This window comes from Micromonospora sediminicola (assembly GCF_900089585.1).
GTDB classification, from domain to species: Bacteria; Actinomycetota; Actinomycetes; order Mycobacteriales; family Micromonosporaceae; genus Micromonospora; species Micromonospora sediminicola.
In genome coordinates this window covers 4,298,098-4,321,853 of sequence record NZ_FLRH01000003.1, presented here as the reverse complement: position 1 = coordinate 4,321,853, position 23,756 = coordinate 4,298,098, and the positions used below count along the sequence as shown (strand labels likewise).

The window sequence follows — 23,756 nt, the reverse complement described above, 5'->3', positions numbered from 1 at the left end:
GGTGGGCATCACCGGCGCCGGCCGGGGGTACTGCTGCGGGACACGGGTTCGACAGCCGGGAGGTAGCCGTGGGGGACAGGGCACGACGGCGGCGGCTCGGGCCGCTCGCCGGGCTGGTGGTGGCCGTGGTGGTGGCCGCCGGCTGCATGGGCGGCGGGCTCGACCAGGGTGAGCCGCAGCAGCCCGCCCCGCGCGAGAGCGGCCGGTCGGAGCCGGAAGCGCGGACCACCCGGGCCGACGGCACCACCAGCGTCGCCGAGTTCAAGCAGGACTTCGAGGACGCCGTCGCGCTGGCCGAGAAGTACTGGACGGCGCAGTTCCGCGCCTCCGGGGAGCGGTTCCGGCCGATCCGGCGGGTGGTGCCGTACAGCCGGGCCGGCGAGGTGTCCTGCGGCGGGCAGGGACTGCCCCGCAACAACGCGGTCTACTGCTCGGCCGGCGACTTCATCGCCTACGACGTGAACTGGTCCGTCTCGGCGTTCCGGGAGATCGGCGACGCGTTCCTGTTCTACCTGCTCGGCCACGAGTACGCCCACGGGGTGCAGGTCCGCCTCGGCATCCGCTACGACTTCACCATCCAGCAGGAGCTGCAGGCCGACTGCATGGCCGGGGCGTACCTCGGCGACAGCGTGCGCTCCGGGGCGCTGACCCTGGCCGACGGTGACCTGGACGAGTTCCGGGAGGGGCTGCTCGCCGTCGGCGACGACCCCGACCAGCCCTGGTTCGCCGAGGGCGCGCACGGCACCGCCGAGCAGCGCAGCGAGAAGTTCTTCAGCGGCTACGAGAATTCGTTGAAGGCGTGCGATCTCGGTTGATGCCGCAGGTCACCTCGATCGGGGACGGTGCCGGCCGGGCCCGGGTGGGCTGGCAGGATCGGCGGGTACGCGTACCGAAGGAGGCCCCGCTGAACAGCCCACGCCCCGCCGCCGTGCTCTTCGACATGGACGGCACCCTGGTCGACAGCGAGAAGCTGTGGGACGTCGCGTTGCAGGAACTGGCCGCCGTCTACGGCGGCACGTTGTCCGCCGCGGCCCGCCGCGCGATCGTCGGCACCGGGATGGCCGACGCCATGCGGATCGTGCACGACGACCTGGGCCAACCGGAGCGGGACCCGCAGGCCAGCGCCGACTGGATCAGCGCGCGCATCCTCGACCTGTTCCGCACCGGGTTGCGGTGGCGGCCCGGCGCGCTCGCGCTGCTGCGGGCCGTCCGGACCGCCGGGATCCCCACCGCGCTGGTCACCTCCAGCGGGCGGCCCCTGGTCGAGGTCGCCCTGGACACGCTGGGCCGGGACAGCTTCGACGCGGTGGTCTGCGGCGACGAGGTGGGCGACCCCAAGCCGCACCCGGAGCCCTATCTGACCGCCGCGCGGCTGCTCGACGTGCCGATTGAGCGGTGCGTGGCGATCGAGGACTCGCCGACCGGCGTGGCGAGCGCGCTCGCCGCCGGGGCCGCCGTACTCGCCGTGCCGGCCGAGGTGCCGCTGCCGGCGACCGACGGCGTGCACCAGGTGGAGAGCCTGACGTCGGCGGACCTGGAGCTGCTCGCGGCCCTGCTCAACCGTTAGGAAGGGGCCCTTCCTATCGCTCAGGCGATAAGAAGGGCCCCTTCCTTGCACCTCAGTCGTGGGCGATGGCACCGAGCACGTTGATCCGCGCGGCGCGGATCGCCGGCAGCACCGCCGCCACCACGCCGATGATCGCGGCCAGCACCAGGAACGTCACCATCTGACCCCAGGGCAGGACCAGGTCGGTGATGCCCTCGTCCTTGAGCGCCCGGACCACCGCCGCGCCGAGGCCGGTGCCGACCACGACGCCGAGCAGCGCCCCGAAGATCGAGATCACCACCGCCTCGACGGTGATCATCCGCATGGTCTGCGCCCGGCGCAGGCCGATCGCCCGCAGCAGACCCAACTCGCGGGTCCGCTCCAGCACCGACAGGGCGAGCGTGTTGATGATGCCCAGCACCGCGATCACGATGGCCAGCGCCAACAGGATCTGGATCATCCGCAGCGGCGTGTCCAGCTGACTGGTCTGCTGCTTGATGAACGCGGCCCGGTCCGCCACCGACACCTCGGGACTGTCCGCCAGCAGCCGCTCGACCTGCGGCTGCACCGCGCCGACCGACGTGCCCGGGGCGAGCTGCACGAAACCCTGGATGGGCTGCGGGATGGCGAAGTCGGCGGCCGCCTGCGGCGGCAGCACCACCGGGTTGGTCAACTGCGAGCTCTCGTAGATGCCGCTGACCGTGTAGGTGCGGGCGTCGCCGCGGGACAGCTGCACCGGCACGGTCGAGCCGACCGACAGGTTGCGGTCCTTCGCGGTGTCGGAGCTGAGCAGCATCTGGTCGGGGGCCAGCCGGCTGATGTCACCGGCGGTGGCCTTCGCCCCGAAGATCCGCTCCAGCGCCGCCACGTTGCTCGACGCCGCCACCCAGGTCCGCTTGCCGCCGACCGTGGCCATGTCGCCGTACTCGCCGTCGACCAGCTGCACCCCGGGGATCGCGGCGGTCTTGTCCAGCACCGCCGGGTCGAAGCTCGGCGGGCGGGGCCCGGACGCGGATCCGGAGATCACCAGCTCGGCCTTGATCGTGTCCTCGGCCAGCGCGCTGATGCTGCCCTTGGCCGAGTCGAGGATCACGGTCACCCCGGTCACCAGCGCGATGCCCACCATCAGCGCTGCGGCGGTGATCGCCGTCCGGCGGGGGTTACGACCCGAGTTGAGCCGGCCCAGCTTGCCCGGGACCGACCAGGAGAAGATCGCGCCGAGCAGCGAGACCACCGGCCGGCTGATCACCGGCGTCAGCAGCGCCACCCCGATGAACGCGAAGAGCACCCCACCGAGGATGGTCGCGAGGGTGTTGTCGCCGGCGTTGCCGCTGAGACCGAGGAAGAGCAGCACCGCCCCGATGGTGGTGACCACCGCGCCGCCGACGGTCACCTTGGTCAGCGGACGGTCCGGCGTGGCCACGTCCTGCATCGCCGCGATCGGCGGGATGCGCGCGGCGCGCAGCGCCGGCAACAGCGCCGCGACCACCGTGATCACCAGACCGACCGCGAACGCGCCGATCACCGCCGCCGGCGGCACGCCCAGCCCGGCCAGGCTCAGACCGCCGGCGAGCTTGCCGAACAGGTACGCCAGCAGCGCACCCACCCCGATGCCGGCGGCCAGCCCGAGCACCGAGGCGATCAGGCCGACCGCGACCGCCTCCAGCACCACCGAGCCGATGACCTGCCGGCCGCTGGCGCCGATGGCCCGCATCAGGGCCAGCTCGCGGGTGCGCTGGGCCACGATGATCGAGAAGGTGTTGAGGATCAGGAACGTGCCGACCAGCAGCGCCACCGCGGCGAAGCCGAGCAGGATCTTGTTGAAGAAGGACAGCCCCTCCTTCAGCCCGGCCGACGCGTCGTCGGCGAGCTGCTCACCGGTCTTCACGTCGTAGCCGCCGCCCACCGCGCGGGACACCTCGTCGCGCAGCGCCTCCGGGGTGGTGCCGTCGGCGGCCCGCGCGGTGATGTTGCTGAACACGTCCGGCTTGCCGAGCATCAGCTGCTGCGCCACCGGGGTGGTGAAGGCGACCTCGTTCGCGCCGCCCACGGAGTCCCGGCCGCCGCTGTAGCCGAACACGCCGACCAGCGTGAACTCCTTCTTCGGCGCCAGGGTCAGCACGCCGACCCGGTCGCCGACCTTCACGTTCGCGGCCTTGGCCAGCGCGGCGTTGACCACGATCTCGTCGTCCGCGCGCGGCTCCCGGCCCTCGCGCAGCTTCACCAGGTCGCTCTCGCCGAGCCAGTTCTCGCCCAGCTGCGGCGGGCCGAACGAGGTGACCACCTTGCCGTTGGCGCCGATCAGACGGGCGCCGTCGGTGGCGACCACGCCCTGCACGTCCGCCGCGCCGGGCGCCGCCTTCACCCGCTCGACCAGCGACGCCGGCACCGGGGCGGCCACCTGCTCGCCCTCGGTCTCGGACAGCTCCACCTTCGGCTTCGCCGCGACGTTCACGTCGACCTCGGCGTACGCGTCGGCGAAGACCGCGTCGAAGGACCGGCCGAGGGTGTCGGTGAGCACGAACGCGCCCGAGACGAACATGACGCCGAGCACCACCGCCAGGCCGGACAGCAGCAGGCGCAGCTTGCGCGCCAGCAGGCTCTTCAGCGTTGCCCGCAACATCAGTTGCCCACCTCGACCGGAGCGTCCAGCTTCTTCATGGTGTCCAGCACCGTGTCGGCGGTCGGCTCGATCAGCTCCGAGACGATCTGGCCGTCGGCGAGGAAGACCACCCGGTCGGCGTACGCGGCGGCGGTCGGGTCGTGGGTGACCATGACGATGGTCTGGCCGTGCTCGCGCACCGAGTTGCGCAGGAAGTTGAGCACCTCCGCGCCGGAGCGGGAGTCCAGGTTGCCGGTCGGCTCGTCCGCGAAGATCACGTCGGGGCGGGCGACCAGGGCCCGGGCGCACGCCACCCGCTGCTGCTGACCGCCGGAGAGCTGCGCCGGGCGGTGCCCGAGCCGCTCCCGCAGCCCGACCGTGTCGATCACCGTGTCGTACCAGGCCGGGTCGGCCTTGCGCCCGGCGATCGACAGCGGCAGCAGGATGTTCTCCTGCGCGGTGAGCGTGGGCAGCAGGTTGAACTGCTGGAAGATGAAGCCGACCTTGTCCCGGCGCAGCTTCGTCAGGCCCGAGTCGTTGAGCCCGGTCACGGTGGTGTCGCCGATCATCACGGTGCCCCGGGTCACCGAGTCCAGACCGGCGAGGCAGTGCATCAGCGTCGACTTGCCGGAGCCGGACGGCCCCATGATCGCGGTGAACCGGCCGCGTTCGAACTCGGCGCTCACCCCCCGCAGCGCGATGACCTGCGCCTCACCGCTGCCGTACACCTTCCACACGTCGTTCGCCCGGGCCGCGGCCTGCGCTTGCCGGCCTACCGTCGCGGTCACGTCATCTACCTCTTCCGTCTGGCTGCTGATCCGCACCGCCCCCGCTGGTCGGTGCGGCGGTTCCATCCTCGGTGCCACCGGCGGCGGAACCGTCCGACCCTGGGCGGAATCCGTGCCGAATTTCCGGTGGGGGTCGCCCCCCAGGCCGGTTCAGGGTGATCCCTGACCGGCCGGTGGCGCCGACGGTAGGACCTCACGTCGCGTCATGGTCAACCCCGCGCCGCCGCCGTTGGTCACGGTACGTGAGGGCCGCCACCTATTTCCCCGGCCGTACCAGCCCCGTCTCGTAGGCCAGCACCACCGCCTGCACCCGGTCCCGCAGCCGCAGCTTGGTCAGTACGTGCCCGACGTGCGTCTTCACCGTGGTCTCGCTGACCGACAGCTCCCGGGCGATCTCGGCGTTCGACAGCCCGCGCGCCACCTGGGTCAGCACCTCCCGCTCCCGCTCGGTCAGCGGGTCCAGCACCCGCGGCGGGGCGGTCACCGGGTCCGGCAGCACGTCGGCGAACCGGTCCAGCAGCCGGCGCAGGATCCGCGGCGCCACCACCGCCTCCCCGGCCGCCACCGTGCGGATCGCGGTCACCAGGTCCTCGGCCGGCACGTCCTTGGCCAGGAAGCCGCTCGCCCCGGCGCGCAGCGCCCCGACCACGTACTCGTCCAACTCGAACGTGGTGAGGACGAGCACCCGCACCGGCAGCCGGGCGTCCACGATCGCCCGGGTGGCGGCGACCCCGTCCATCCGCGGCATCCGGATGTCCATCAGCACCACGTCGGGCAGCAGCCGCCGGGCCAGCTCCACCGCCTCCACGCCGTCGCCGGCCTCACCCACGATGTCCAGGTCGTCCTCGACGCCCAGCACCATCCGGAACCCGGTGCGCAGCAACGGCTGGTCGTCGGCGAGCAGGACCCGGACCGGTCGGGGCGCGGCGCCGTCTGTCATCAGATCCCCCTCGTCGTGCCCGGCCGCGGTCAGGCGGGAACCGCACCGGCCGGGTCCAGCGGGATCCGCGCGTACACCCGGAAGCCGCCGCCCGGCGCCGGTCCGGTCCGCAGGATCCCACCGTAGAGGGCCACCCGCTCCCGCATGCCGACCAGTCCGTGCCCGATCCGGTCGGGTGGGCGTCCCGGCCCGCGCCCGGTGTCGACCACCTCGACGGTCAGCACGCCGCCGCCGACGGTGATCCGGACCAGCGCGGTGGCCGGCCCGGCGTGGGCGAGGACGTTGCGCAGCGCCTCGGCGACGATGCGGTGGGCGGTGAGCGCCACCCCCTCGGCCACCGCGGTGGACGTGCCCTCCATCCGCAGCGTGACCGGCAGCCCGGCCCGGCGGGCCCGCTCGACGAGCGCGCGAACGTCAGGCCGGCACGGGGCGCGTCCCGTCGTCGCCGGCGCCGAACCCGGTCTCCTCCCCGAGGAGGAGGATCACTCGTCGGCCCCCGGGGTGGCCGGGCGGGAACGGGCGTCCACGAGCGGGTCGGGCGCGGCACCGGCCACCGGGAACGGCGGCGGCGTGCCACCGAAGCTCGGGCAGAGCGCCTGGTGGCTGCACCAGTCGCAGAGCCGGCTCGGCCGGGGCCGGAAATCCTGCCGCGCGGTGGCCTGCTCGATCGCCCGCCACAACGCCACCACGGTGCGCTCGAAGCGCACCAGCTCCTCGGCGTCGGGGGCGTAGTCGCACACCTCCGCGTCCTTGAGGTAGAGCAGGCGCAGCACCCGTGGCACCACGCCCCGGGTGCGCCACAGCACCAGGGCGTAGAACTTCAGCTGGAACAGCGCCCGCGCCTCGAACGCCTCGCGCGGCGCGCCGCCGGTCTTGTAGTCGACCACCCGCAGCGCACCGTCCGGGGCCACGTCGAGCCGGTCGAGATAGCCCCGGATCAGCAGCTCGTCGTCGACCACGGCGGAGATCAGCGCCTCCCGCTCGGCGGGCTCCAGCCGCTGCGGGTCCTCCACCGCGAAGTAGCCCTCCAGCAGCGCCGCCGCCGAACGCAGGAACTCCTGCGCGGCCGCGGCGTCGCCGTCGGCGAACAACGTCGCCAGCTCCGGCTCCTCGGTGACCAGGCGGTCCCACTGCGGGGCGACCAGGTCGCCCGCCGACTCCGGGGTGCGCGCCGGGGCCGGCAGGTCGAACAGCCGCTCCAGCACGGCGTGCACGAGCGTGCCCCGGGCCTGCTCGACCGTCGGCCGCTCGGGCAGCCGGTCGATGCTGCGGAACCGGTAGAGCAGCGGGCAGGTCTTGAAGTCGGCCGCCCGGGACGGCGACAGCGACGCCCGCACCGTGACCGGCACCCGTGCCGCCGTCTGGTCGCCCTGCGCGTCGATCACCGGTTCCGCCGTCATGCCCGGAAGGTTAGGCCACCCGTGTGACAGGTCGGTCGTCGCCGCACCGGGCCATGATCGGCGCCGCGTAGCATCGCCGGGGTGGAGCAGCGCACCCGACGACCGCGCCGGCCCGGGCTGAGCCTCGGCCGGGTCCTCGGGGTGCCGCTGCGCGTCGACGCCTCGATGCTGCTGCTCACCGTGGTGGTGACGGTGCTCTACGCGGCGCTGGCCCGGCGCCAGCTCGACCTCGGTCACCTCGCGGGCTACCTGGTCGGCCTCGGGTTCGTCGTCTCGCTGCTCGGCTCGGTGCTGCTGCACGAGCTGGGCCACGCGCTGACCGCCCGCCGACACGGCATCGGTGTGCGCGGGATCACCCTCGAACTGCTCGGCGGCTACACCGAGATGGACCGCGACGCCCCCAGCCCCCGGGTGGAGCTGCTCATCTCGCTGGCCGGGCCGGCCGTCTCGGCCGTGCTCGGCGCCGGGGCGGTCGCCGCCACCCTGGCGCTGCCCGCCGGCACCCTCGGCCACCAGCTCGCGTTCCAGCTCGCGGTCAGCAACGTCGTGGTGGCGATCTTCAACAGCCTGCCCGGGCTGCCGCTGGACGGCGGACGGGCGCTGCGCGCCGCGGTCTGGGCGCTCACCCGGGACCGGCACCGCGGCACCGAGGTGGCCGGCTGGGTCGGCCGGGCCGTGGCGGTGGCCACGCTCGCCCTGGTGGTGCTGCTCACCCTGCGCCGGGCGCTCGCCCCACTGGCCCTGCCGCTGCTGCTGCTGGTCGCGGTGACGCTGTGGCGGGGCGCCGGGCAGTCCATCCGGCTGGCCCGCATCGGCCGCCGGCTGCACCTGGTCGACCTGGCCCGGCTGGCCCGGCCACTGCTGCCGGTGCCCACCGGCACCCCGCTGGCCGAGGCGCACCGCCGCCGCGACGAGGCGGGCACACCGGACGCGGCGCTCAGCGTGGTCGACTCCGCCGGCCGTACCGTGTCGCTGGTCGACCCGGCCCGCGTCGCCGCCGTACCCCCGGCACGGCGGCCGTGGCTCGCGGTGGACGAGGTGGCCCGCGCCCTGACCGCCCTGCCCACCCTGCCGGTCGACGCGGACGGCGAGCGGGTGCTGGAGACCGTCCGCACCCACCCGGGCGCGCAGTACCTCGTGACGGCAGGCGAAGATGTGGTCGGCGTGCTGCACATCGCGGACCTCGCCCAGCTCCTCGAACCCAAACGGAAGACGAACACGTGACCGCAGAGACCTCCACCGTCCCGGCCCTGCCGCCCGTCCACCGGGGGCCGTTCCGGCCCGGCGACCGGGTCCAGCTGACCGACCCCAAGGGCCGGATGCACACCGTGACGCTGGAGCCCGGCAAGGAGTTCCACACCCACCGGGGGATCCTCAAGCACGACACGCTGATCGGCCTGCCCGACGGCAGCGTGGTCACCACCGCCGGCGGCGGCACCGCCTTCCTCGCGCTGCGGCCCCTGCTGTCGGACTACGTGCTCTCCATGCCGCGCGGCGCCCAGGTGATCTACCCGAAGGACTCGGCGCAGATCGTCGCGATGGGCGACATCTTCCCCGGCGCCAAGGTGCTGGAGGCCGGCGCCGGCTCGGGTGCGCTGTCCTGCTCGCTGCTGCGGGCCGTCGGCACCGAGGGCGAGCTGCACTCGTTCGAGCTGCGCGACGACTTCGCCCAGATCGCCCGGCGCAACGTCGAGGCGTTCTTCAACGGCCCGCACCCGGCCTGGCGGCTGCACGTCGGCGACGTCGCCGACAGCACCGAGACCGGGTTCGACCGGATCATCCTCGACATGCTCACCCCGTGGGAGATGCTCGACATGGTCGAGCGGTCGCTGGTCCCCGGCGGCGTGCTGATCGGCTACGTGGCCACCACCCCGCAGCTGTCGGAGCTGGTCGAGGCGCTGCGCGAGCGCGGCGGCTGGACCGAGCCGCGGGCCTGGGAGTCGCTGGTGCGCGACTGGCACGCCGAGGGTCTGGCCGTGCGGCCGGACCACCGGATGATCGCGCACACCGCGTTCCTGGTGTCCGCGCGCAAGCTCGCCCCCGGGGTGACCGCGCCGCCGCGCCGGCGCAAGCCCAGCAAGGGCGCCGAGGCGTACGCGCAGCGCCGGGACGCCCTGCGCGCGGCGGCGGCGGCCCGCGCGGCGGAGGAACCGGAGCAGTCCTGACCCCCGCCGCGCGCACGGCGGCGGGCGGGCGGATCATGTGTGCCCGTGGGGACGACGACACCGAGGTGGGTGGAGACGGTGGGCATGAGCGAGCGGATCGGAGCGCGCGGCGGGCGGCGCGCCCGTCCCGGTCACCGGAGCCGACGGCGGCGCACGGGCGGTGACGGCGGTTCGGGCCGACGGGAGGTGGCGTGAGCAACCCCGGCTACGGCAACGGTGACCTGCCCGCCGTCTTCCCCGACTGGTCGCCCTACACCGACCTGGAGTCGGCGGCCCGTGCCTACCTGCGGGACCCCGACATCGCCCTGGAGGCGCTCGGCGGGGTGCTGCGCGGCGCCTCCGTCCTCGGCTTCACCCTGGAACGCTTCGTCAACGAGGTGAACGGGGTGTGGCAGGAGGTCGTCGTCTGCGACGGCAGCCGGCTGGTGCTCTGGCACGGCGAGGACGTCCCGCCGGGGGAGGGGCCACCCGGCGCGATGACCTCCTCGCTGCGCGTGGTGCCGGTCTCCACCGTCACCGAGGTCGGCTGCCGGCGTCGGCTCACCCGGACCGACGACGGCACCGTCCGGATCGACAGCATCGACGTCTACCTGCTGCTCAGCTCGCTGGACGAGGCGCCGCCCAGCGACGAGGTGGCGGGCACGCCCCGGCACGACGCGCTGCGCTTCGGCAAGACCCTCGACGACGGCGGCGCCGGGCAGATCGCCCGGCTGGAGGAGTTCGCCCGGCTGGTCGCCTCGGTGGTCGGCCGGCCCCTGCTCTGACGGACGCACGACGGGCCGGGGACGTCGTCCCCGGCCCGTCGTGTCCGTCACTGGTCAGTCCTCGGCCTCCGGGCCGGCCACCTCGACGCCGTCGCTGCCGCGTACGACGTGGATGCACTCGCCCGGGCACTCCTTCGCCGAGTCGATCACCTCGAGGCGCAGGTGCTCCGGCACGTCCACCCGGGCGCCGGCGGCCTGCCGCAGCTCGCCGTCCGGGCCCTTGACGTACGCCAGGCCGTCGACGTCGAACTCGAACACCTCCGGCGCGTACTGCACGCAGAGCCCGTCGCCGGTGCAGAGGTCCTGATCCACCCAGACCTGCAACTGGTCGGTCGCGACGTCGGTCACGAAGCACCCCCCATGTTCTCCCGTCCCACACTCCGACGGTACCCGAACGCCCGTACCCACCCCGCGACCAGCCCTTGGCGATCAAGCTTCGGTGACGAGCGCGTTGCGGAGGACCGAATCGGGCTCATAGCGGCTAGTGTTAGGTCAGAACGTTCAAGCCCCCCGGGGAGGTGGGACGTGGCACGCAGCGACGACGCGGACTCGCGCGCCGCACGGTGGGAAAAGGAAGCCCACGATCTCTCCACGCAGGTCGCGTTCCTGCAAGAGGAACTCGCTCTGGTGCGGCGCAAGTTGACCGAAAGCCCCCGACACGTCCGGCAGCTCGAAGAGCGGCTGGCGGCCACCCAGGCGCAGTTGGCGCGGCTGACCGAGAACAACGAACGGCTCGTGGGCACCCTCAAGGAGGCCCGCGCGCAGATCGTGACGCTCAAGGAGGAGATCGACCGGCTCGCCCAGCCGCCCAGTGGCTACGGCGTCTTCCTGGCCAGGCACGACGACGGCACGGTGGACGTGTTCACCGGCGGGCGCAAGCTCCGGGTGGCCGTCTCGCCCTCGCTGGAGGTCGACGAGCTGCGCCGGGGCCAGGAGGTCCTGCTCAACGACGCCCTCAACATCGTCGACGCGTTCGGCTACGAGCGGGTCGGCGAGGTGGTGATGCTCAAGGAGATCCTGGCGGGTCCCGACGGCGCGCCGGGTGACCGGGCGCTGGTGGTCTCCCACTCGGACGAGGAGCGCATCGTCCACCTCGCGGAGACCCTGATCGGCAGCGCGATCCGGGCCGGCGACTCGCTCATGATCGAACCCCGCTCGGCGTACGCGTACGAGCGGATTCCCAAGAGCGAGGTCGAGGAACTGGTCCTGGAGGAGGTGCCCGACGTCAACTACGAGGACATCGGTGGCCTCCAGGCGCAGATCGAGCAGATCCGCGACGCGGTGGAGCTGCCCTTCCTGCACGCCGACCTGTTCCGCGAGCACCAGCTCCGGCCGCCGAAGGGCATCCTGCTCTACGGCCCGCCCGGCTGCGGCAAGACGCTGATCGCCAAGGCGGTGGCCAACTCGCTGGCCAAGAAGATCGCCGAGCGGGAGGGCAAGGAGCGGCACACCAGCTTCTTCCTCAACATCAAGGGCCCCGAGCTGCTCAACAAGTACGTCGGCGAGACCGAGCGGCACATCCGGCTGATCTTCCAGCGGGCGCGGGAGAAGGCCGGTGAGGGCACGCCGGTGATCGTGTTCTTCGACGAGATGGACTCCGTCTTCCGCACCCGCGGTTCCGGCGTCTCCTCCGACGTGGAGAACACCATCGTCCCGCAGCTGCTCAGCGAGATCGACGGCGTGGAGGGCCTGGAGAACGTCATCGTCATCGGCGCCTCCAACCGGGAAGACATGATCGACCCGGCGATCCTGCGCCCCGGCCGACTCGACGTGAAGATCAAGATCGAGCGTCCGGACGCCGAGGCGGCCAAGGACATCTTCTCCAAGTACATCCTCGCCGGCCTGCCGCTGCACGCCGACGACCTGGCCGAACACGGCAGCGACCCGCAGGCCACGGTGGCTGCCATGATCGACGCGGTGGTCCTGCGGATGTACTCCGAGACCGAGGAGAACCGCTTCCTCGAGGTCACCTACGCCAACGGCGACAAGGAAGTCCTCTACTTCAAGGACTTCAACTCCGGCGCGATGATCCAGAACATCGTCGACCGAGGCAAGAAGATGGCCATCAAGGAGTTCCTCACCTCCGGGCGCAAGGGGCTGCGACTGCAGCACCTGCTCGACGCGTGCGTCGACGAGTTCCGGGAGAACGAGGACCTGCCCAACACCACCAACCCGGACGACTGGGCGCGCATCTCCGGCAAGAAGGGCGAGCGGATCGTCTACATCCGCACGCTCGTCTCCGGCGGCAAGGGCGCCGAGGCCGGCCGGTCCATCGAAACGGCCAGCAACACCGGTCAATACCTCTGAGATCGCCCACCGGGGCGGTGCCGCGCAGGCGCCGCCCCGGTCGGTCCTCGACGGGGCCACGAAACCGGGCCCCGCCCGCTAGGGTCTGCCCGTGCGTAGATCACTTGCCCCGGCCCTGCTCGGCTGCCTGACCGCCCTGCTCACCGCCTGCGGCACCACCACCGACACCGCCTCCGCGCCGACCACCTCGGCGTCCGCCTCCGCGCCCACCACCGCCGACGCGCCCACCGCGATCCGCCAGGGCTTCCAGCGGAGCCTGGAGAAGACCCTCAAGATGGACGTCACCATCAAGGCGGGCAACCAGACCGTCACCATGCGGTCGGCCGTCGAACCCGCCACGGGCGCGATGACGCTCGACATGCGCACGCCCGAGCCGGTCAGCATGGTCGTCACCACCGACGCCGTCTACGTCAAGCAGGACGCGTCCGACGGCAAGCCCTGGATGAGGCTCGACCGCAGCCGGCTGCGCCCCGACGGGCAGCTGGCCCAGGGCCTCGACGTCCGGGCACAGGCCGGCATCCTCGGCGGAGTCGTCTCCGCCGAACCGGCCGGCGACGGCCGCTACACCGGCGTCGCCGACCCGGAGAAGGCCATCGCAGCGGCCTCCAGCGACGCCGAGAAGGCCACCCTGCGCAACGCGTTCAAGGTGCTCAAGACGAAGACGGTGCCGTTCGAGGCCACCCTGGACGCCGAGGGTCGACTCACGCTGCTCACCTACACGTTCGACACCGCGGCCGGGAAGATCGACAACGAGATGAAGATGCACAGCTTCGGCGAGCCGGTCAGCATCACCGCGCCGCCCGCGGCACAGACCGAGGACGCCGCCGCGGAGGCGTACCGCTTCTTCTGACCGTCGAGTTCGGCACGGCGACGGCCGGACGGACCGCACCGCTCCGGCCGCCGCCGAGGACGGCGAACGGCGCCCGCCGGGGCCCGGCGCGCCACCTACCGTCGAAGTGCCGACTACGCTCGACGTGACGGGGACCGGGACGGCGAGCGGAGCGGGCAGGTCGATGAGCGTCAGACGGATCATGGGCACCGAGGTCGAGTACGGCATCTCCGTGCCCGGCCAGGCCGGAGCCAACCCGATGGTCACCTCCTCGCAGGTGGTCAACGCGTACGGGGCCCGACCGGAACTCAACCGGGGCGGGCGGGCGCGCTGGGACTACGAGGAGGAGTCGCCGCTGCGCGACGCCCGCGGCTTCACCTACTCCGGGGCGGCCTACGACCCGGCCGAGGCGCTCGCCGACGAGGACCTCGGACTGGCCAACGTCATACTCACCAACGGCGCGCGGCTCTACGTCGACCACGCCCACCCGGAATACTCCACCCCCGAGGTGACCACCCCCCTCGACGTGGTGCGGTGGGACAAGGCGGGGGAGCGGGTGATGGCCGAGGCGGCCCGCCGGGCGGCCACCATCCCGGGCACCCACCCCATCCACCTGTACAAGAACAACACCGACAACAAGGGCGCCAGCTACGGCGCGCACGAGAACTACCTGATGCGCCGGCAGACGCCGTTCGCCGACATCGTGGCGTACCTGACGCCGTTCTTCGTCACCCGGCAGATCGTCTGCGGCGCGGGCCGCGTCGGCATCGGCCAGGACGGCGGCCAGAGCGGCTTCCAGATCTCCCAGCGCGCCGACTTCTTCGAGGTCGAGGTCGGGCTGGAGACCACCCTCAAGCGGCCGATCATCAACACCCGCGACGAGCCGCACGCCGACGCCGACAAGTACCGCCGGCTGCACGTCATCATCGGCGACGCCAACCTCTCCGAGATCTCCACGTTCCTGAAGGTCGGCACCACGTCGCTGATCCTCGCCATGATCGAGGAGAAGGCGCTCGGCGCGGACCTGGGCATCGCCGACCCGGTCGGGGAGCTGCGCGCGGTCAGCCACGACCCGTCGCTGAAGCACCTGATGCGGCTGCGGGACGGGCGCCGGCTCACCGCGCTGGACGTGCAGTGGGCCTACCTGGAGCGGGTCCGTTCCTTCGTGGACGACCGGTACGGCCAGGACGTCGACGCGCAGACGGCCGACGTGCTCGACCGCTGGGAGAGCGTGCTGGACCGTCTCGGCCGCGACGCGTTCGAGTGCGCCGACGAGCTGGACTGGGTGGCCAAGCTGCGCGTGCTGGAGGGCTACCGGGAGCGGGAGAAGCTCGCCTGGGGCTCGCACAAGCTGCAGCTGGTCGACCTGCAGTATTCCGACGTGCGTCCGGAGAAGGGGCTCTACCACCGCCTGGTCCAGCGCGGCTCGATGAAGACGCTGCTGACCGACGAGCAGACCCGCACCGCGATGACCGAGCCGCCGGAGGACACCCGGGCCTACTTCCGGGGCCGCTGCCTGGCCCAGTACGCCTCCGAGGTGGTGGCCGCGAGCTGGGACTCGGTCATCTTCGACGTGGGCCGGGAGTCGCTGGTCCGGGTGCCGATGATGGAGCCCGAGCGGGGCACCCGCGCGCACGTCGGGCAGCTCTTCGACCGCTGCGAGAGCGCCAAGGACCTGCTGGAGATGCTCACCGGCGGGTGACCCGGATGCCGGAAGGCCCGTCGTGTGCCGGAACCCGGCGCGCGACGGGCTTTTCGTCGCTCCCGCGAGGTAAGTTGATCGCAGGCGATCGTGGAGGAGGCACCACCATGGCGACGCAAGAGGGTGGTCAGACCCAATCCGGCAAGTCCCACGAGGAGGTCGAGGAGGTCACCGCGCAGGCCAACCCCGAGGTGGCCGAGCGGCACGCCGAGATCACCGAGGACGTCGACGACCTGCTCGACGAGATCGACTCCGTCCTGGAGGAGAACGCCGAGGAGTTCGTGAGAGGATATGTGCAGAAGGGCGGTCAATGAGGCCTATGTCCGATTTGCCGGAGGCTTCGGACAAGCTCTGCCCCCAGTGTGGCCGCTCGTTGCCGGCGTCGGCGTTTCACCGTAACCGGCGGCGCCCGGACGGGCTGGCCTTCTACTGCAAGACGTGTGCTTCAGTTCGCTCCGAGGCGAGCCGACGAAAGCGGGGGATCGCGCCGCAGCGCAAAGCGCCTGTGCCGGTCGCGGACGGCCTGAAGTGGTGTCCCGACTGCGAGCAGATCAAACCGGTCGAGGACTTCCCCCGAACGACGAACGCGAGCGGTCGGCACAGCTACTGCAAGCCGTGCCACATCGCCCGCGGTAACGAGAGCAAGCAGCGGCTCTACGGCGGCAACCGCGAGTACCACCTGCGTCGCCGCTACGGGGTCGGCGAGAAGGAGTTCCAGGAGCTCCTGGCCGAGCAGGGCGGTGTGTGCGCGATCTGCCGGCGCCCCGATCCGGAACATCTGGACCACGATCATCGCACCGGGTGGGTGCGCGGGATACTCTGCTTCAACTGCAACGGCGGTCTCGGCCAGTTCAAGGACGACCTCGACAACCTGGCCGGGGCGATCACATACCTGAGAGGAACCACGTGGCAGCGGGTTTTGATCCATCCGGGCGTCTTCCAGATGTGTTCACCAACGCGGGGACGTCCTCCTTCACAACGTTCCTGAGCAAGGTCGCCCCGGAGATGCTGCCCGGGCGTCGGCCGTTGCCGCCCGGCATGGCCGCCGACATGGCGCCGCACGCGACCACCATCGTGGCCATCGCGGCCGCCGGCGGCGTGGTCATGGCCGGCGACCGGCGCGCCACGATGGGCAACCTGATCGCCCAGCGCGACATCGAGAAGGTGCACCCGGCCGATGCGTACTCGCTGGTCGGCATCGCCGGCACCGCCGGCATCGGCATCGAGCTGATGCGACTGTTCCAGGTGGAGCTGGAGCACTACGAGAAGATCGAGGGCGCGATGCTCTCGCTCGACGGCAAGGCCAACCGGCTGGCCTCGATGATCCGCGGCAACCTGGGCGCGGCGATGCAGGGCCTGGCCGTGGTGCCGCTCTTCGCCGGCTTCGACCTGGCCGCGAGCGACCCGGCGCGGGCCGGGCGGATCTTCAGCTTCGACGTGACCGGCGGCCCCTACGAGGAGACCGGCTACGACGCGATCGGCTCCGGCTCGCTGTTCGCCAAGTCCGCGCTGAAGAAGCGCTTCCGGGCGGGCCTGTCGATCGACGACGCGACCCGGCTGGCCGTCGAGGCGCTCTACGACGCGGCGGACGACGACACCGCCACCGGCGGCCCCGACCTGACCCGGCGGATCTACCCGGTCGTGATGACCGCGACGGCCGACGGCACCCACCGGCTCACCGACGCCGAGACGGCGACGATCGCGGAGGGCGTGGTGTCCGGCCGGATGGAGAACCCCGGCGGCTGACGCCGCTCCCACGTCCATCGAGTCAGCAGTCCCGCAAGAAGGAGAACCGCCGCCGTGGCCATGCAGTTCTACGCCTCGCCCGAGCAGATCATGCGCGACCGTTCCGAGCTGGCCCGCAAGGGCATCGCCCGGGGCCGCAGCGCGGTGGTCCTGAGCTACGCCGGTGGGGTGCTCTTCGTCGCCGAGAACCTGTCCAGCACGCTGCACAAGGTCAGTGAGATCTACGACCGGATCGGCTTCGCCGCCGTGGGCCGGTACAACGAGTTCGAGAACCTGCGGCGCGCGGGTGTGCGGATGGCCGACCTCAACGGACTGAGCTACGACCGGCGGGACGTGACCGGTCTGGCGTTGGCCAACGCGTACGCGCAGACGCTGGGTGCGATCTTCACCGAGCAGTCGAAGCCGTTCGAGGTGGAGATCTGCGTGGCCGAGGTGGGCGCCACGCCGGACGACGACTCCCTCTACCGGGTGACCTACGACGGTTCGGTGAACGACGAGCCGGGCCGGATGGCGATGGGTGGCCAGTCCGAGGCGATCGCCGGGGTGCTGAAGAACGAGCACCGGCCGGAGATGTCGCTGTCCGAGGCGGTGCGCGCCGCGATGAAGGCGCTCAGCAGCGTCGGTGGCGAGGGCGGGGCGGCCCGGACGATCGCCGCGAACCAGCTGGAGGTGGCGGTCCTGGACCGGGGCCGGGTCGGGCGGACGTTCCGCCGGGTCACCGGGGCGGCGCTGACCGGGTTGCTGGAGGGTGACGCGGCTGCGGACACCGCGCCGGCGCCGGGCCGGGCGAAGACCCCGACGGTGCCGACGGAGGAGGCGAAGAAGCCGACCACGTCGGCGGGTTCGGCCGATCTGGAGGGCAACGCGGAGGACCGGCCCGCCGAGTGACGTCTGCTTGCGGACCCCGCCACCTCGCCGAGGTGGCGGGGTCTTGCGCGTACGGATGCCGCCACCTCACCGATCTGCGTGGGGGAGATCGCAAGCGGTGAGCGTCGGCGCTGCCCATCGGGGGCTCCGGGCGGCTAATGTCTCATCATGGAGCGGCGAATCTTCGGCCTCGAAACCGAGTACGGCGTCACCTGCACCTATCGCGGGCAACGCCGGCTTTCCCCCGACGAGGTCGCGCGGTACCTGTTCCGGCGGGTGGTGTCGTGGGGCCGGTCGAGCAACGTGTTCCTGCGCAACGGCGCCCGCCTCTATCTGGACGTGGGCTCGCACCCGGAATATGCGACGCCGGAGTGCGACTCGGTGACCGACCTGGTGGCCCACGACCGGGCCGGTGAGCGGATCCTGGAGGGCCTGCTCGTCGACGCGGAGAAGCGGCTGCACGACGAGGGCATCGCGGGCGAGATCTACCTGTTCAAGAACAACACCGACTCGGCCGGCAACTCGTACGGCTGCCACGAGAACTACCTGGTGTCCCGGCACGGCGAGTTCGGCCGGCTGGCCGACGTGCTGATCCCGTTCCTGGTCACCCGGCAGTTGATCTGCGGCGCGGGCAAGGTGTTGCAGACGCCGCGCGGCGCGGTCTACTGCCTGTCCCAGCGGGCGGAGCACATCTGGGAGGGTGTCTCCTCGGCGACCACCCGGAGCCGGCCGATCATCAACACCCGGGACGAGCCGCACGCGGACGCGGAGCGCTACCGCCGGCTGCACGTGATCGTCGGTGACTCGAACATGAACGAGGTCACCACGCTGCTGAAGGTCGGCACGGCCGACATCGTGCTGCGGATGATCGAGGCCGGCGTGGTGATGCGGGACCTGACGTTGGAGAACCCGATCCGGGCCATCCGCGAGGTGTCGCACGACATCACCGGGCGGCGCAAGGTGCGCCTGTCCTCCGGCAAGGAGGTGTCGGCGCTGGAGATCCAGCAGGAATACCTGGCCAAGGCGACCGAGTTCGTGGAGCGTCGGGGCGGCGACCAGACCGCCAAGCGGGTGGTGGACCTGTGGGCGCGGGTGCTGCGCGCGGTGGAGACCGGCGACCTGGACCCGGTGGCCCGGGAGATCGACTGGATCACGAAGCTGAAGCTGATCGAGCGTTACCAGCGCAAGCACGACCTGCCGCTGTCGCACCCGCGGGTGGCGCAGATGGACCTGGCCTACCACGACCTGCGGCGCGGGCGGGGCCTCTACGGGTTGCTGGAGCGTCGGGGCGAGGTGGACCGGGTGGCCACCGACCCGGAGATCTTCGAGGCGAAGGAGACGCCGCCGCAGACCACCCGGGCGCGGCTGCGCGGCGAGTTCATCCGGCACGCGCAGGAGAAGCGGCGTGACTTCACGGTGGACTGGGTGCACCTGAAGCTGAACGACCAGGCGCAACGCACGGTGTTGTGCAAGGACCCGTTCCGGGCGTACGACGAGCGGGTGGAGCGGCTGATCGCGAGCATGTGAGGCCGGCGGCGGCCGGTGCCTGCGGGCGCCGGCCGCCGGGGCACCGGTACGCTGGCGTCGCCATGGACACTTCCGAACCGCAACCTCACGGCCGCGAGCCCGGCCGGACCTCCGGCCGCGAGCGGGACGGCGGCACCGAGAAGCTCAACTGGATCGACCGGCGGCGGGAGAAGATCCGCGCCGAGGTCGAACGCAACCGCCGCGGTGAGTACACCGTGCCGACGTGGGTGCTGGCGGTGGCGCTGGCGCTGATCGTGGGCGTCTGGCTGGGCCTGATCTTCTTCCTGGGCTGAGGACGCTCCCGCTCAGCGCAGCAGGGCGGCGGCGTACCGGCCGGCGGCGGCCGCGGCCAGGAAGTAGGCGTGGTCGGCGTCGAGCCCGCGACCCATCGTCGACAGTCCGACCGGGCTGGCCCGCAGTGCGGCGTCGAGGCCGTCGACGGGCACGGTGACGATCCGGTGCCGGTCGGTCAGGGGCGCGAGCGCCGCGGTCACGTCGGCGGCCAGGTCGGGGTCGAGGCCGTCGGGCACGACCAGCTCCGCGGGGGCCAGCGCCACCCGGCCGTACGCGGTGAGGCTGTGGTGCGAGACGCCCCGGTGTCGGGGGCGGGGGTCGGCCGCGGAGATCCGCAGTGAGCCGACCGCGCGGCCGCCCAGCGTGGCGACGGCGTTGACGGCCTCGCCGACGGCCACGCCGGAGAAGCCCCAGCGGGTGCCGGTGCCGAGGTTGCCCGGCCCCTGCGCGACGATCGCCACGTCGGCGTCGAGCACGTGCCGGGCGGCGAGCAGGCCGCTGTGCAGCGTGCTGGCCTCCAGGTCACCGCCGAACGCCTGCCCCACGCTGACCGTGCCGACGAGACGGTCGGCGAGGCCGGCCAGCGTGCGGGAGAACCAGGCCGGCAGCGCGCCGCCGTCGGTGAGCAGGTAGGCGACCCGGGCGCGGGGGGCGTCGGCGTGCACGCCGGCGAGGATCGCCGGCAGCGCGGAGTGCAGGTCGGCGGTGACCACCGGCATCCCGTCGACGGACTCGGCGGCGGCCAGCCGGTCGTGGTGCGGGGAGGCTTCCTCGTCGACGCCGAGCAGGATCGGTTGCAGCGGCGTGTAGCGGGCCTTGACCAGGTGCCCGGCGTCGCGGCTGTCGCCGGCCTGCGGAGGGTCGGCGGGAAGCCGGTCGGGCAGCGCGACGACCAGGGCGTAGCCACCGGTGCCGAGGCCCATCAGCAGCGCGCCGGCGTTGAGCAGCACCCGGTCGCCGGGCTGCGGGTCGCCGACCAGGGCCGGGTAGGCCAGCGCGCGCATCCGGGCGCCGTCGGGCAGGTCGACGTCGAGTTCGACGGCGCCGGCCCACCGCCGCCGTACCGTCGTGACCGTGCCGGACCGCCATCGCACCATGCCGGCACGCTATCGGCCGGCGTCGGGGCGGCCCGAGGCCGGGTCAGCCGTCCCGGCCGGGCGGGGGCTCCTCCTACGTGGTCCGGGCGCGCCCGCCGGGCCCGCGGGAGCGGGTGGGGTCGAGGAAGACGTACGCGATCTCCGGGAACCGGTCGGTGAGCCGGCGTTCGGCCTCGTCGGAGGCGGCCTCGATGTCGGCGCCGGTGGCGTCGTCGCGAAAGTCGACCTTGGCGGCGACGAGGATGTCCTCCGGGCCGAGGAACATGGTCATCAGGGTGTCGACGCGGTCCACCGTCGGCACCCCCTCCAGCTCCCGTTCGATCTGCCGGTGCACCCGTTCGGAGACGGCGCGGCCGACCAGCAGCGAGATGTTGCTGCGGGCCAGGATGCCGGCGACCACCAGCAGCAGCGCGCCGATGAGGATGGAGGCGATCCCGTCGTAGAGCTCGTCGCCGGTGAGGTGGGACAGGGTGAGCCCGGCGGCGGCGATGAGCAGGCCGATCAGGGCGGCGGTGTCCTCCAGGAAGACCGCCTTGACCGTGGTGTCGGCGGTCAGCCGCAGGTAGCGGCGGGGGGTGGCGCGCCAGCGGCGGGACTCCCGGCGCACCTGCCGTACCGCCCGGGCCAGCGACACCGACTCGATGGCGAACGACACCGCCAGCACCACGTACGAGATCAGGTAGTCGCCGGTGTGCTCGTGCACGAGGATCGTGGTGACGCCGTGGGTGATGGCGAAGCCGGCGCCGGCGACGAAGGTGAACAGCGCGGCGAGGAAGGCCCAGACGTAGCTCTCCTTGCCGTACCCGAAGGGGTGCCGGGTGTCGGCGGGCCGCGCGCCCCGCCGCAGCGCCAGGTAGAGCAACACCTCGGTGGTGGTGTCGGCCACCGAGTGGGCGGCTTCGGAGAGCATCGCGGCGGAACCGGAGATCAGGCCCGCGACCAGTTTGGCGACCGCGATGGCGAGGTTCGCCGCGCCGGCCACCACGACGGTGCCGACGCTCTCGGACTTGACTTCCGCATCCGCCATGCGATCACCCTAGGGCCGGCCCCGTCCGGCCGCCGGGCGGAGACGAACGGGTCGATGCCCGCGCCGCGCCCGCGCGGGTGCCCGCGTCGGACGCGCGGGCTGCTAGCGTTTGCTCGTGTCCCGGACCCGTACCGAACGCCTGGTCAACCTGGTGATCTGCCTGCTGTCCACGCGGCGTTTCCTGACCGCCGCCCAGATCGCCGCGACCGTGCCCGGCTACGAGCACGACCCGGAGGACGCCAAGGACCACGAGGCGTTCCAGCGCAAGTTCGAGCGGGACAAGGCCGAGCTGCGGGAGCTGGGGGTGCCGCTGGAGACGGGCACGGCCAGCGTCTTCGACGCCGAGCCGGGCTACCGGATCGCCCACCGGGAATACGCGTTGCCCGACATCCCACTCGAACCGGACGAGGCCGCCGCGGTGGGGATCGCCGCCCGGCTGTGGCAGCACGCCGGCCTGGCCGCCGCCGCGTCGTCCGGCCTGGCGAAGCTGCGGGCCGCCGGCATCGACGTGGACCCGCAGGCCACGCTGGGCCTGGAGCCGATGGTGACGGTCGACCCCGCGTTCGCGCCGCTGACCGCCGCCGCGCGGGACCGGCGCGAGGTCAGCTTCGACTACCGGGTGCCGGATCGGGACGCACCGACCCGCCGCCGGGTGCAGCCGTGGGGCGTGGTCTGCTGGCGCGGCCGGTGGTATGTGGTCGGCCACGACCTCGACCGTGCGGCGACCCGCTGCTTCCGGCTGTCCCGGGTGGTCGGCACGGTCCGCGCGACCGGTGACGCCGGCGCCTACGAGCCGCCCGCCGGGGTGGACCTGATCAGCCACGTGGCCCGCTGGTCCGGGCCGGTGGAACGCACCGGCCGGGCGACCGTGCTTGCCGCGCCGGGGCGCGCCGCCGGGCTGCGCCGGTGGGCGGTGGAGAGCCACGCCGGCCCGGACGGCGACCGGCTGGTCCTGCCGTACGCCGACGCCGACTTCCTGGCCGGCCAGATCGTCGGCTACGGCCCGGACGTGCGGGTGCTCGAACCGCCGGAGGTGCGCGAGGCGGTCATCCAGCGGTTGAAGGAGGTTGCCGCCCGGCACGACGAGCTGGCGGTGGCCGGGGGAGGTGCCCGGTGACCCGCCCCGCGGCCCGCGCCGGCCGCGCGTCCGCCGACCGGCTGGCCCGGCTGCTCAACCTGGTGCCCTACCTGTTGGCCCGCCCCGGCATCGAGATCGCCGAGGCGGCGCACGACCTCGGCGTGACCGAGCGGCAGCTCCGCGAGGACCTGGAGCTGCTCTGGGTGTGTGGGCTGCCCGGTTACGGCCCCGGTGACCTGATCGACATGGCGTTCGACGGTGACCGGGTGACGATCACCTACGACGCCGGCATCGACCGCCCGCTGCGGCTGACCCCGGACGAGGCGTTGGCCCTGGTGGTGGCGTTGCGGATGCTCGCCGAGACGCCGGGGGTGGCCAACCGCGAGGCGGTGGAGCGGGCCCTGGCCAAGATCGAGAGCGCCGCGGGCGACCTGGCCGGAGCGCCGGTCGAGGTCCGCCTGCCCGGCGACAATGCCCGGGTACGCGAGCTGCGCGCCGCCGTCGAGCGGGGCCGGGCGTTGCGGATCACCTACTACACGCCGGCCCGGGACGAGACCACCGAGCGCACGATCGACCCGCTGCGGATGCTGATGGTCGGCGGCCGCGCGTACGTGGAGGCGTGGTGCCGTCGGGCCGAGGCGGTCCGGTTGTTCCGGGCCGACCGCATCGACGCGGTCACCGAGCTGCCGGAGCAGGCCGTGGTGCCGCCGCAGGCCCGCCCGCACGACCTCAGCGACGGTGTGTTCCGGCCCTCGGCGGACCTGCCGCTGATCACGCTGCGCATCGGCCGGGGCGAGCGGTGGATCACCGAATACTATCCGTGCGAGCGGGTCGAGGCCGACGGCGAGCAGTGGCTGGTGTCGCTGCGCGTCACCGACCTGGGCTGGGCCCGCCGGTTCGTGCTCGGGCTGGGCCCCGAGGTGACCGTGGTGGCCCCGGCCGAGCTGGCCGAGCAGGTCCGCGCCCAGGCCGTCGCCGCGCTCGACGCGTACGCCAGCCCGGCCGGCAGCGCCACCCCGGCCGGCAGCGCCGACCCGGCGGCCACCGGCGTCACCCGCTAGGCTGACCGCCGTGGTG

Annotated in this window: 24 protein-coding genes; 16 read left to right on the top strand and 8 right to left on the bottom strand. The window is 72.7% G+C overall.

The annotated features are described in order from the left end of the window. Positions 1-68 precede the first annotated feature (68 nt). Both GA0070622_RS19845 and GA0070622_RS19840 read left to right on the top strand, forming a co-directional pair. Entirely contained in the window at positions 69-815 is a 747-nt protein-coding gene (locus GA0070622_RS19845; RefSeq protein ID WP_091575201.1) for a neutral zinc metallopeptidase, read from the top strand. 113 nt (positions 816-928) lie between these two features. Beyond that, positions 929-1,567, top strand: coding sequence for an HAD family hydrolase (locus tag GA0070622_RS19840; protein WP_091577687.1), 639 nt, complete (start codon positions 929-931; stop codon positions 1,565-1,567). A 52-nt stretch (positions 1,568-1,619) separates the two neighbouring features. Here GA0070622_RS19840 and GA0070622_RS19835 read toward each other — a convergent pair whose 3' ends face one another. The 5 genes from GA0070622_RS19835 to GA0070622_RS19815 form a co-directional block, all read right to left on the bottom strand. Continuing rightward, positions 1,620-4,169 (bottom strand): ABC transporter permease, encoded by a 2,550-nt coding sequence (locus GA0070622_RS19835; RefSeq protein ID WP_091575198.1) that lies wholly within the window; start codon positions 4,167-4,169, stop codon positions 1,620-1,622. Beyond that, a complete protein-coding gene (locus tag GA0070622_RS19830; RefSeq protein ID WP_091575196.1) occupies positions 4,169-4,936 on the bottom strand; it encodes an ABC transporter ATP-binding protein in 768 nt (255 codons plus the stop codon). Before GA0070622_RS19830 ends, GA0070622_RS19835 begins: the two co-directional genes overlap by 1 nt. Positions 4,937-5,192: 256 nt before the next feature. Further along, the gene (locus tag GA0070622_RS19825; protein ID WP_091575193.1) at positions 5,193-5,876 is read right to left on the bottom strand and encodes a response regulator; all 684 of its coding nucleotides are present in this window, start codon (positions 5,874-5,876) and stop codon (positions 5,193-5,195) included. Between the two features lie 29 nt (positions 5,877-5,905). After that, on the bottom strand, positions 5,906-6,235 hold the full coding sequence (locus GA0070622_RS19820; protein WP_091575191.1) for a sensor histidine kinase: 330 nt from the start codon (positions 6,233-6,235) through the stop codon (positions 5,906-5,908). A 123-nt stretch (positions 6,236-6,358) separates the two neighbouring features. After that, complete coding sequence (locus GA0070622_RS19815; RefSeq protein WP_091575189.1) at positions 6,359-7,276, bottom strand: RecB family exonuclease; 918 nt, start codon at positions 7,274-7,276, stop codon at positions 6,359-6,361. A gap of 81 nt (positions 7,277-7,357) precedes the next feature. Here GA0070622_RS19815 and GA0070622_RS19810 point away from each other — a divergent pair, with 81 nt between their 5' ends. The 3 genes from GA0070622_RS19810 (at position 7,358) to GA0070622_RS19800 (ending at position 10,205) form a co-directional block, all read left to right on the top strand. Further along, entirely contained in the window at positions 7,358-8,500 is a 1,143-nt protein-coding gene (locus tag GA0070622_RS19810; RefSeq protein ID WP_425412773.1) for a site-2 protease family protein, read from the top strand. Further along, a complete protein-coding gene (locus tag GA0070622_RS19805; protein WP_091575186.1) occupies positions 8,497-9,441 on the top strand; it encodes a tRNA (adenine-N1)-methyltransferase in 945 nt (314 codons plus the stop codon). Before GA0070622_RS19810 ends, GA0070622_RS19805 begins: the two co-directional genes overlap by 4 nt. A gap of 191 nt (positions 9,442-9,632) precedes the next feature. Further along, on the top strand, positions 9,633-10,205 hold the full coding sequence (locus GA0070622_RS19800; protein WP_091575184.1) for a hypothetical protein: 573 nt from the start codon (positions 9,633-9,635) through the stop codon (positions 10,203-10,205). 54 nt (positions 10,206-10,259) lie between these two features. On the opposite strand, the gene GA0070622_RS19795 is transcribed toward GA0070622_RS19800, so the two are convergent. Beyond that, a complete protein-coding gene (locus GA0070622_RS19795) occupies positions 10,260-10,553 on the bottom strand; it encodes a ferredoxin (RefSeq protein WP_091575181.1) in 294 nt (97 codons plus the stop codon). A gap of 177 nt (positions 10,554-10,730) precedes the next feature. Here GA0070622_RS19795 and arc point away from each other — a divergent pair, with 177 nt between their 5' ends. The 9 genes from arc (at position 10,731) to GA0070622_RS19750 (ending at position 19,476) form a co-directional block, all read left to right on the top strand. Continuing rightward, positions 10,731-12,512, top strand: a complete 1,782-nt coding sequence (arc, locus tag GA0070622_RS19790) for a proteasome ATPase (protein ID WP_091575179.1) — start codon at positions 10,731-10,733, stop codon at positions 12,510-12,512. A gap of 91 nt (positions 12,513-12,603) precedes the next feature. Beyond that, positions 12,604-13,362 (top strand): hypothetical protein, encoded by a 759-nt coding sequence (locus tag GA0070622_RS32620; protein WP_091575177.1) that lies wholly within the window; start codon positions 12,604-12,606, stop codon positions 13,360-13,362. A 163-nt stretch (positions 13,363-13,525) separates the two neighbouring features. Further along, positions 13,526-15,043, top strand: coding sequence for a depupylase/deamidase Dop (gene dop / locus GA0070622_RS19780; RefSeq protein ID WP_091575175.1), 1,518 nt, complete (start codon positions 13,526-13,528; stop codon positions 15,041-15,043). A 107-nt stretch (positions 15,044-15,150) separates the two neighbouring features. Beyond that, positions 15,151-15,357, top strand: a complete 207-nt coding sequence (locus GA0070622_RS19775) for a ubiquitin-like protein Pup (protein ID WP_073836803.1) — start codon at positions 15,151-15,153, stop codon at positions 15,355-15,357. A 5-nt stretch (positions 15,358-15,362) separates the two neighbouring features. Next, on the top strand, positions 15,363-16,031 hold the full coding sequence (locus tag GA0070622_RS19770; RefSeq protein ID WP_176710510.1) for an endonuclease VII domain-containing protein: 669 nt from the start codon (positions 15,363-15,365) through the stop codon (positions 16,029-16,031). Continuing rightward, entirely contained in the window at positions 15,950-16,789 is an 840-nt protein-coding gene (gene prcB / locus GA0070622_RS19765) for a proteasome subunit beta (RefSeq protein WP_172967792.1), read from the top strand. The genes GA0070622_RS19770 and prcB overlap by 82 nt, the downstream gene beginning before the upstream one ends. 54 nt (positions 16,790-16,843) lie before the next feature. Beyond that, the gene (gene prcA / locus GA0070622_RS19760; protein WP_091575169.1) at positions 16,844-17,677 is read left to right on the top strand and encodes a proteasome subunit alpha; all 834 of its coding nucleotides are present in this window, start codon (positions 16,844-16,846) and stop codon (positions 17,675-17,677) included. A 147-nt stretch (positions 17,678-17,824) separates the two neighbouring features. Next, entirely contained in the window at positions 17,825-19,183 is a 1,359-nt protein-coding gene (gene pafA, locus GA0070622_RS19755; protein ID WP_091575167.1) for a Pup--protein ligase, read from the top strand. A gap of 62 nt (positions 19,184-19,245) precedes the next feature. After that, complete coding sequence (locus GA0070622_RS19750; RefSeq protein ID WP_091575165.1) at positions 19,246-19,476, top strand: hypothetical protein; 231 nt, start codon at positions 19,246-19,248, stop codon at positions 19,474-19,476. A 12-nt stretch (positions 19,477-19,488) separates the two neighbouring features. Here the strand turns inward: GA0070622_RS19750 and GA0070622_RS19745 are convergent, their stop codons facing one another. Both GA0070622_RS19745 and GA0070622_RS19740 read right to left on the bottom strand, forming a co-directional pair. Then, positions 19,489-20,574 (bottom strand): DUF3866 family protein, encoded by a 1,086-nt coding sequence (locus tag GA0070622_RS19745; protein ID WP_091575162.1) that lies wholly within the window; start codon positions 20,572-20,574, stop codon positions 19,489-19,491. A 73-nt stretch (positions 20,575-20,647) separates the two neighbouring features. After that, a complete protein-coding gene (locus GA0070622_RS19740) occupies positions 20,648-21,601 on the bottom strand; it encodes a cation diffusion facilitator family transporter (protein ID WP_091575160.1) in 954 nt (317 codons plus the stop codon). 115 nt (positions 21,602-21,716) lie between these two features. Between GA0070622_RS19740 and GA0070622_RS19735 the strand changes: the two genes are divergently transcribed. Together GA0070622_RS19735 and GA0070622_RS19730 are read left to right on the top strand one after the other, a co-directional pair. Continuing rightward, entirely contained in the window at positions 21,717-22,718 is a 1,002-nt protein-coding gene (locus tag GA0070622_RS19735) for a helix-turn-helix transcriptional regulator (protein WP_091575158.1), read from the top strand. Then, positions 22,715-23,740 carry a helix-turn-helix transcriptional regulator gene (locus tag GA0070622_RS19730; RefSeq protein WP_091575155.1) on the top strand — a complete coding sequence of 342 codons (1,026 nt, stop codon included), beginning with the start codon at positions 22,715-22,717 and terminating at the stop codon, positions 23,738-23,740. Before GA0070622_RS19735 ends, GA0070622_RS19730 begins: the two co-directional genes overlap by 4 nt. Positions 23,741-23,756 lie beyond the last annotated feature (16 nt).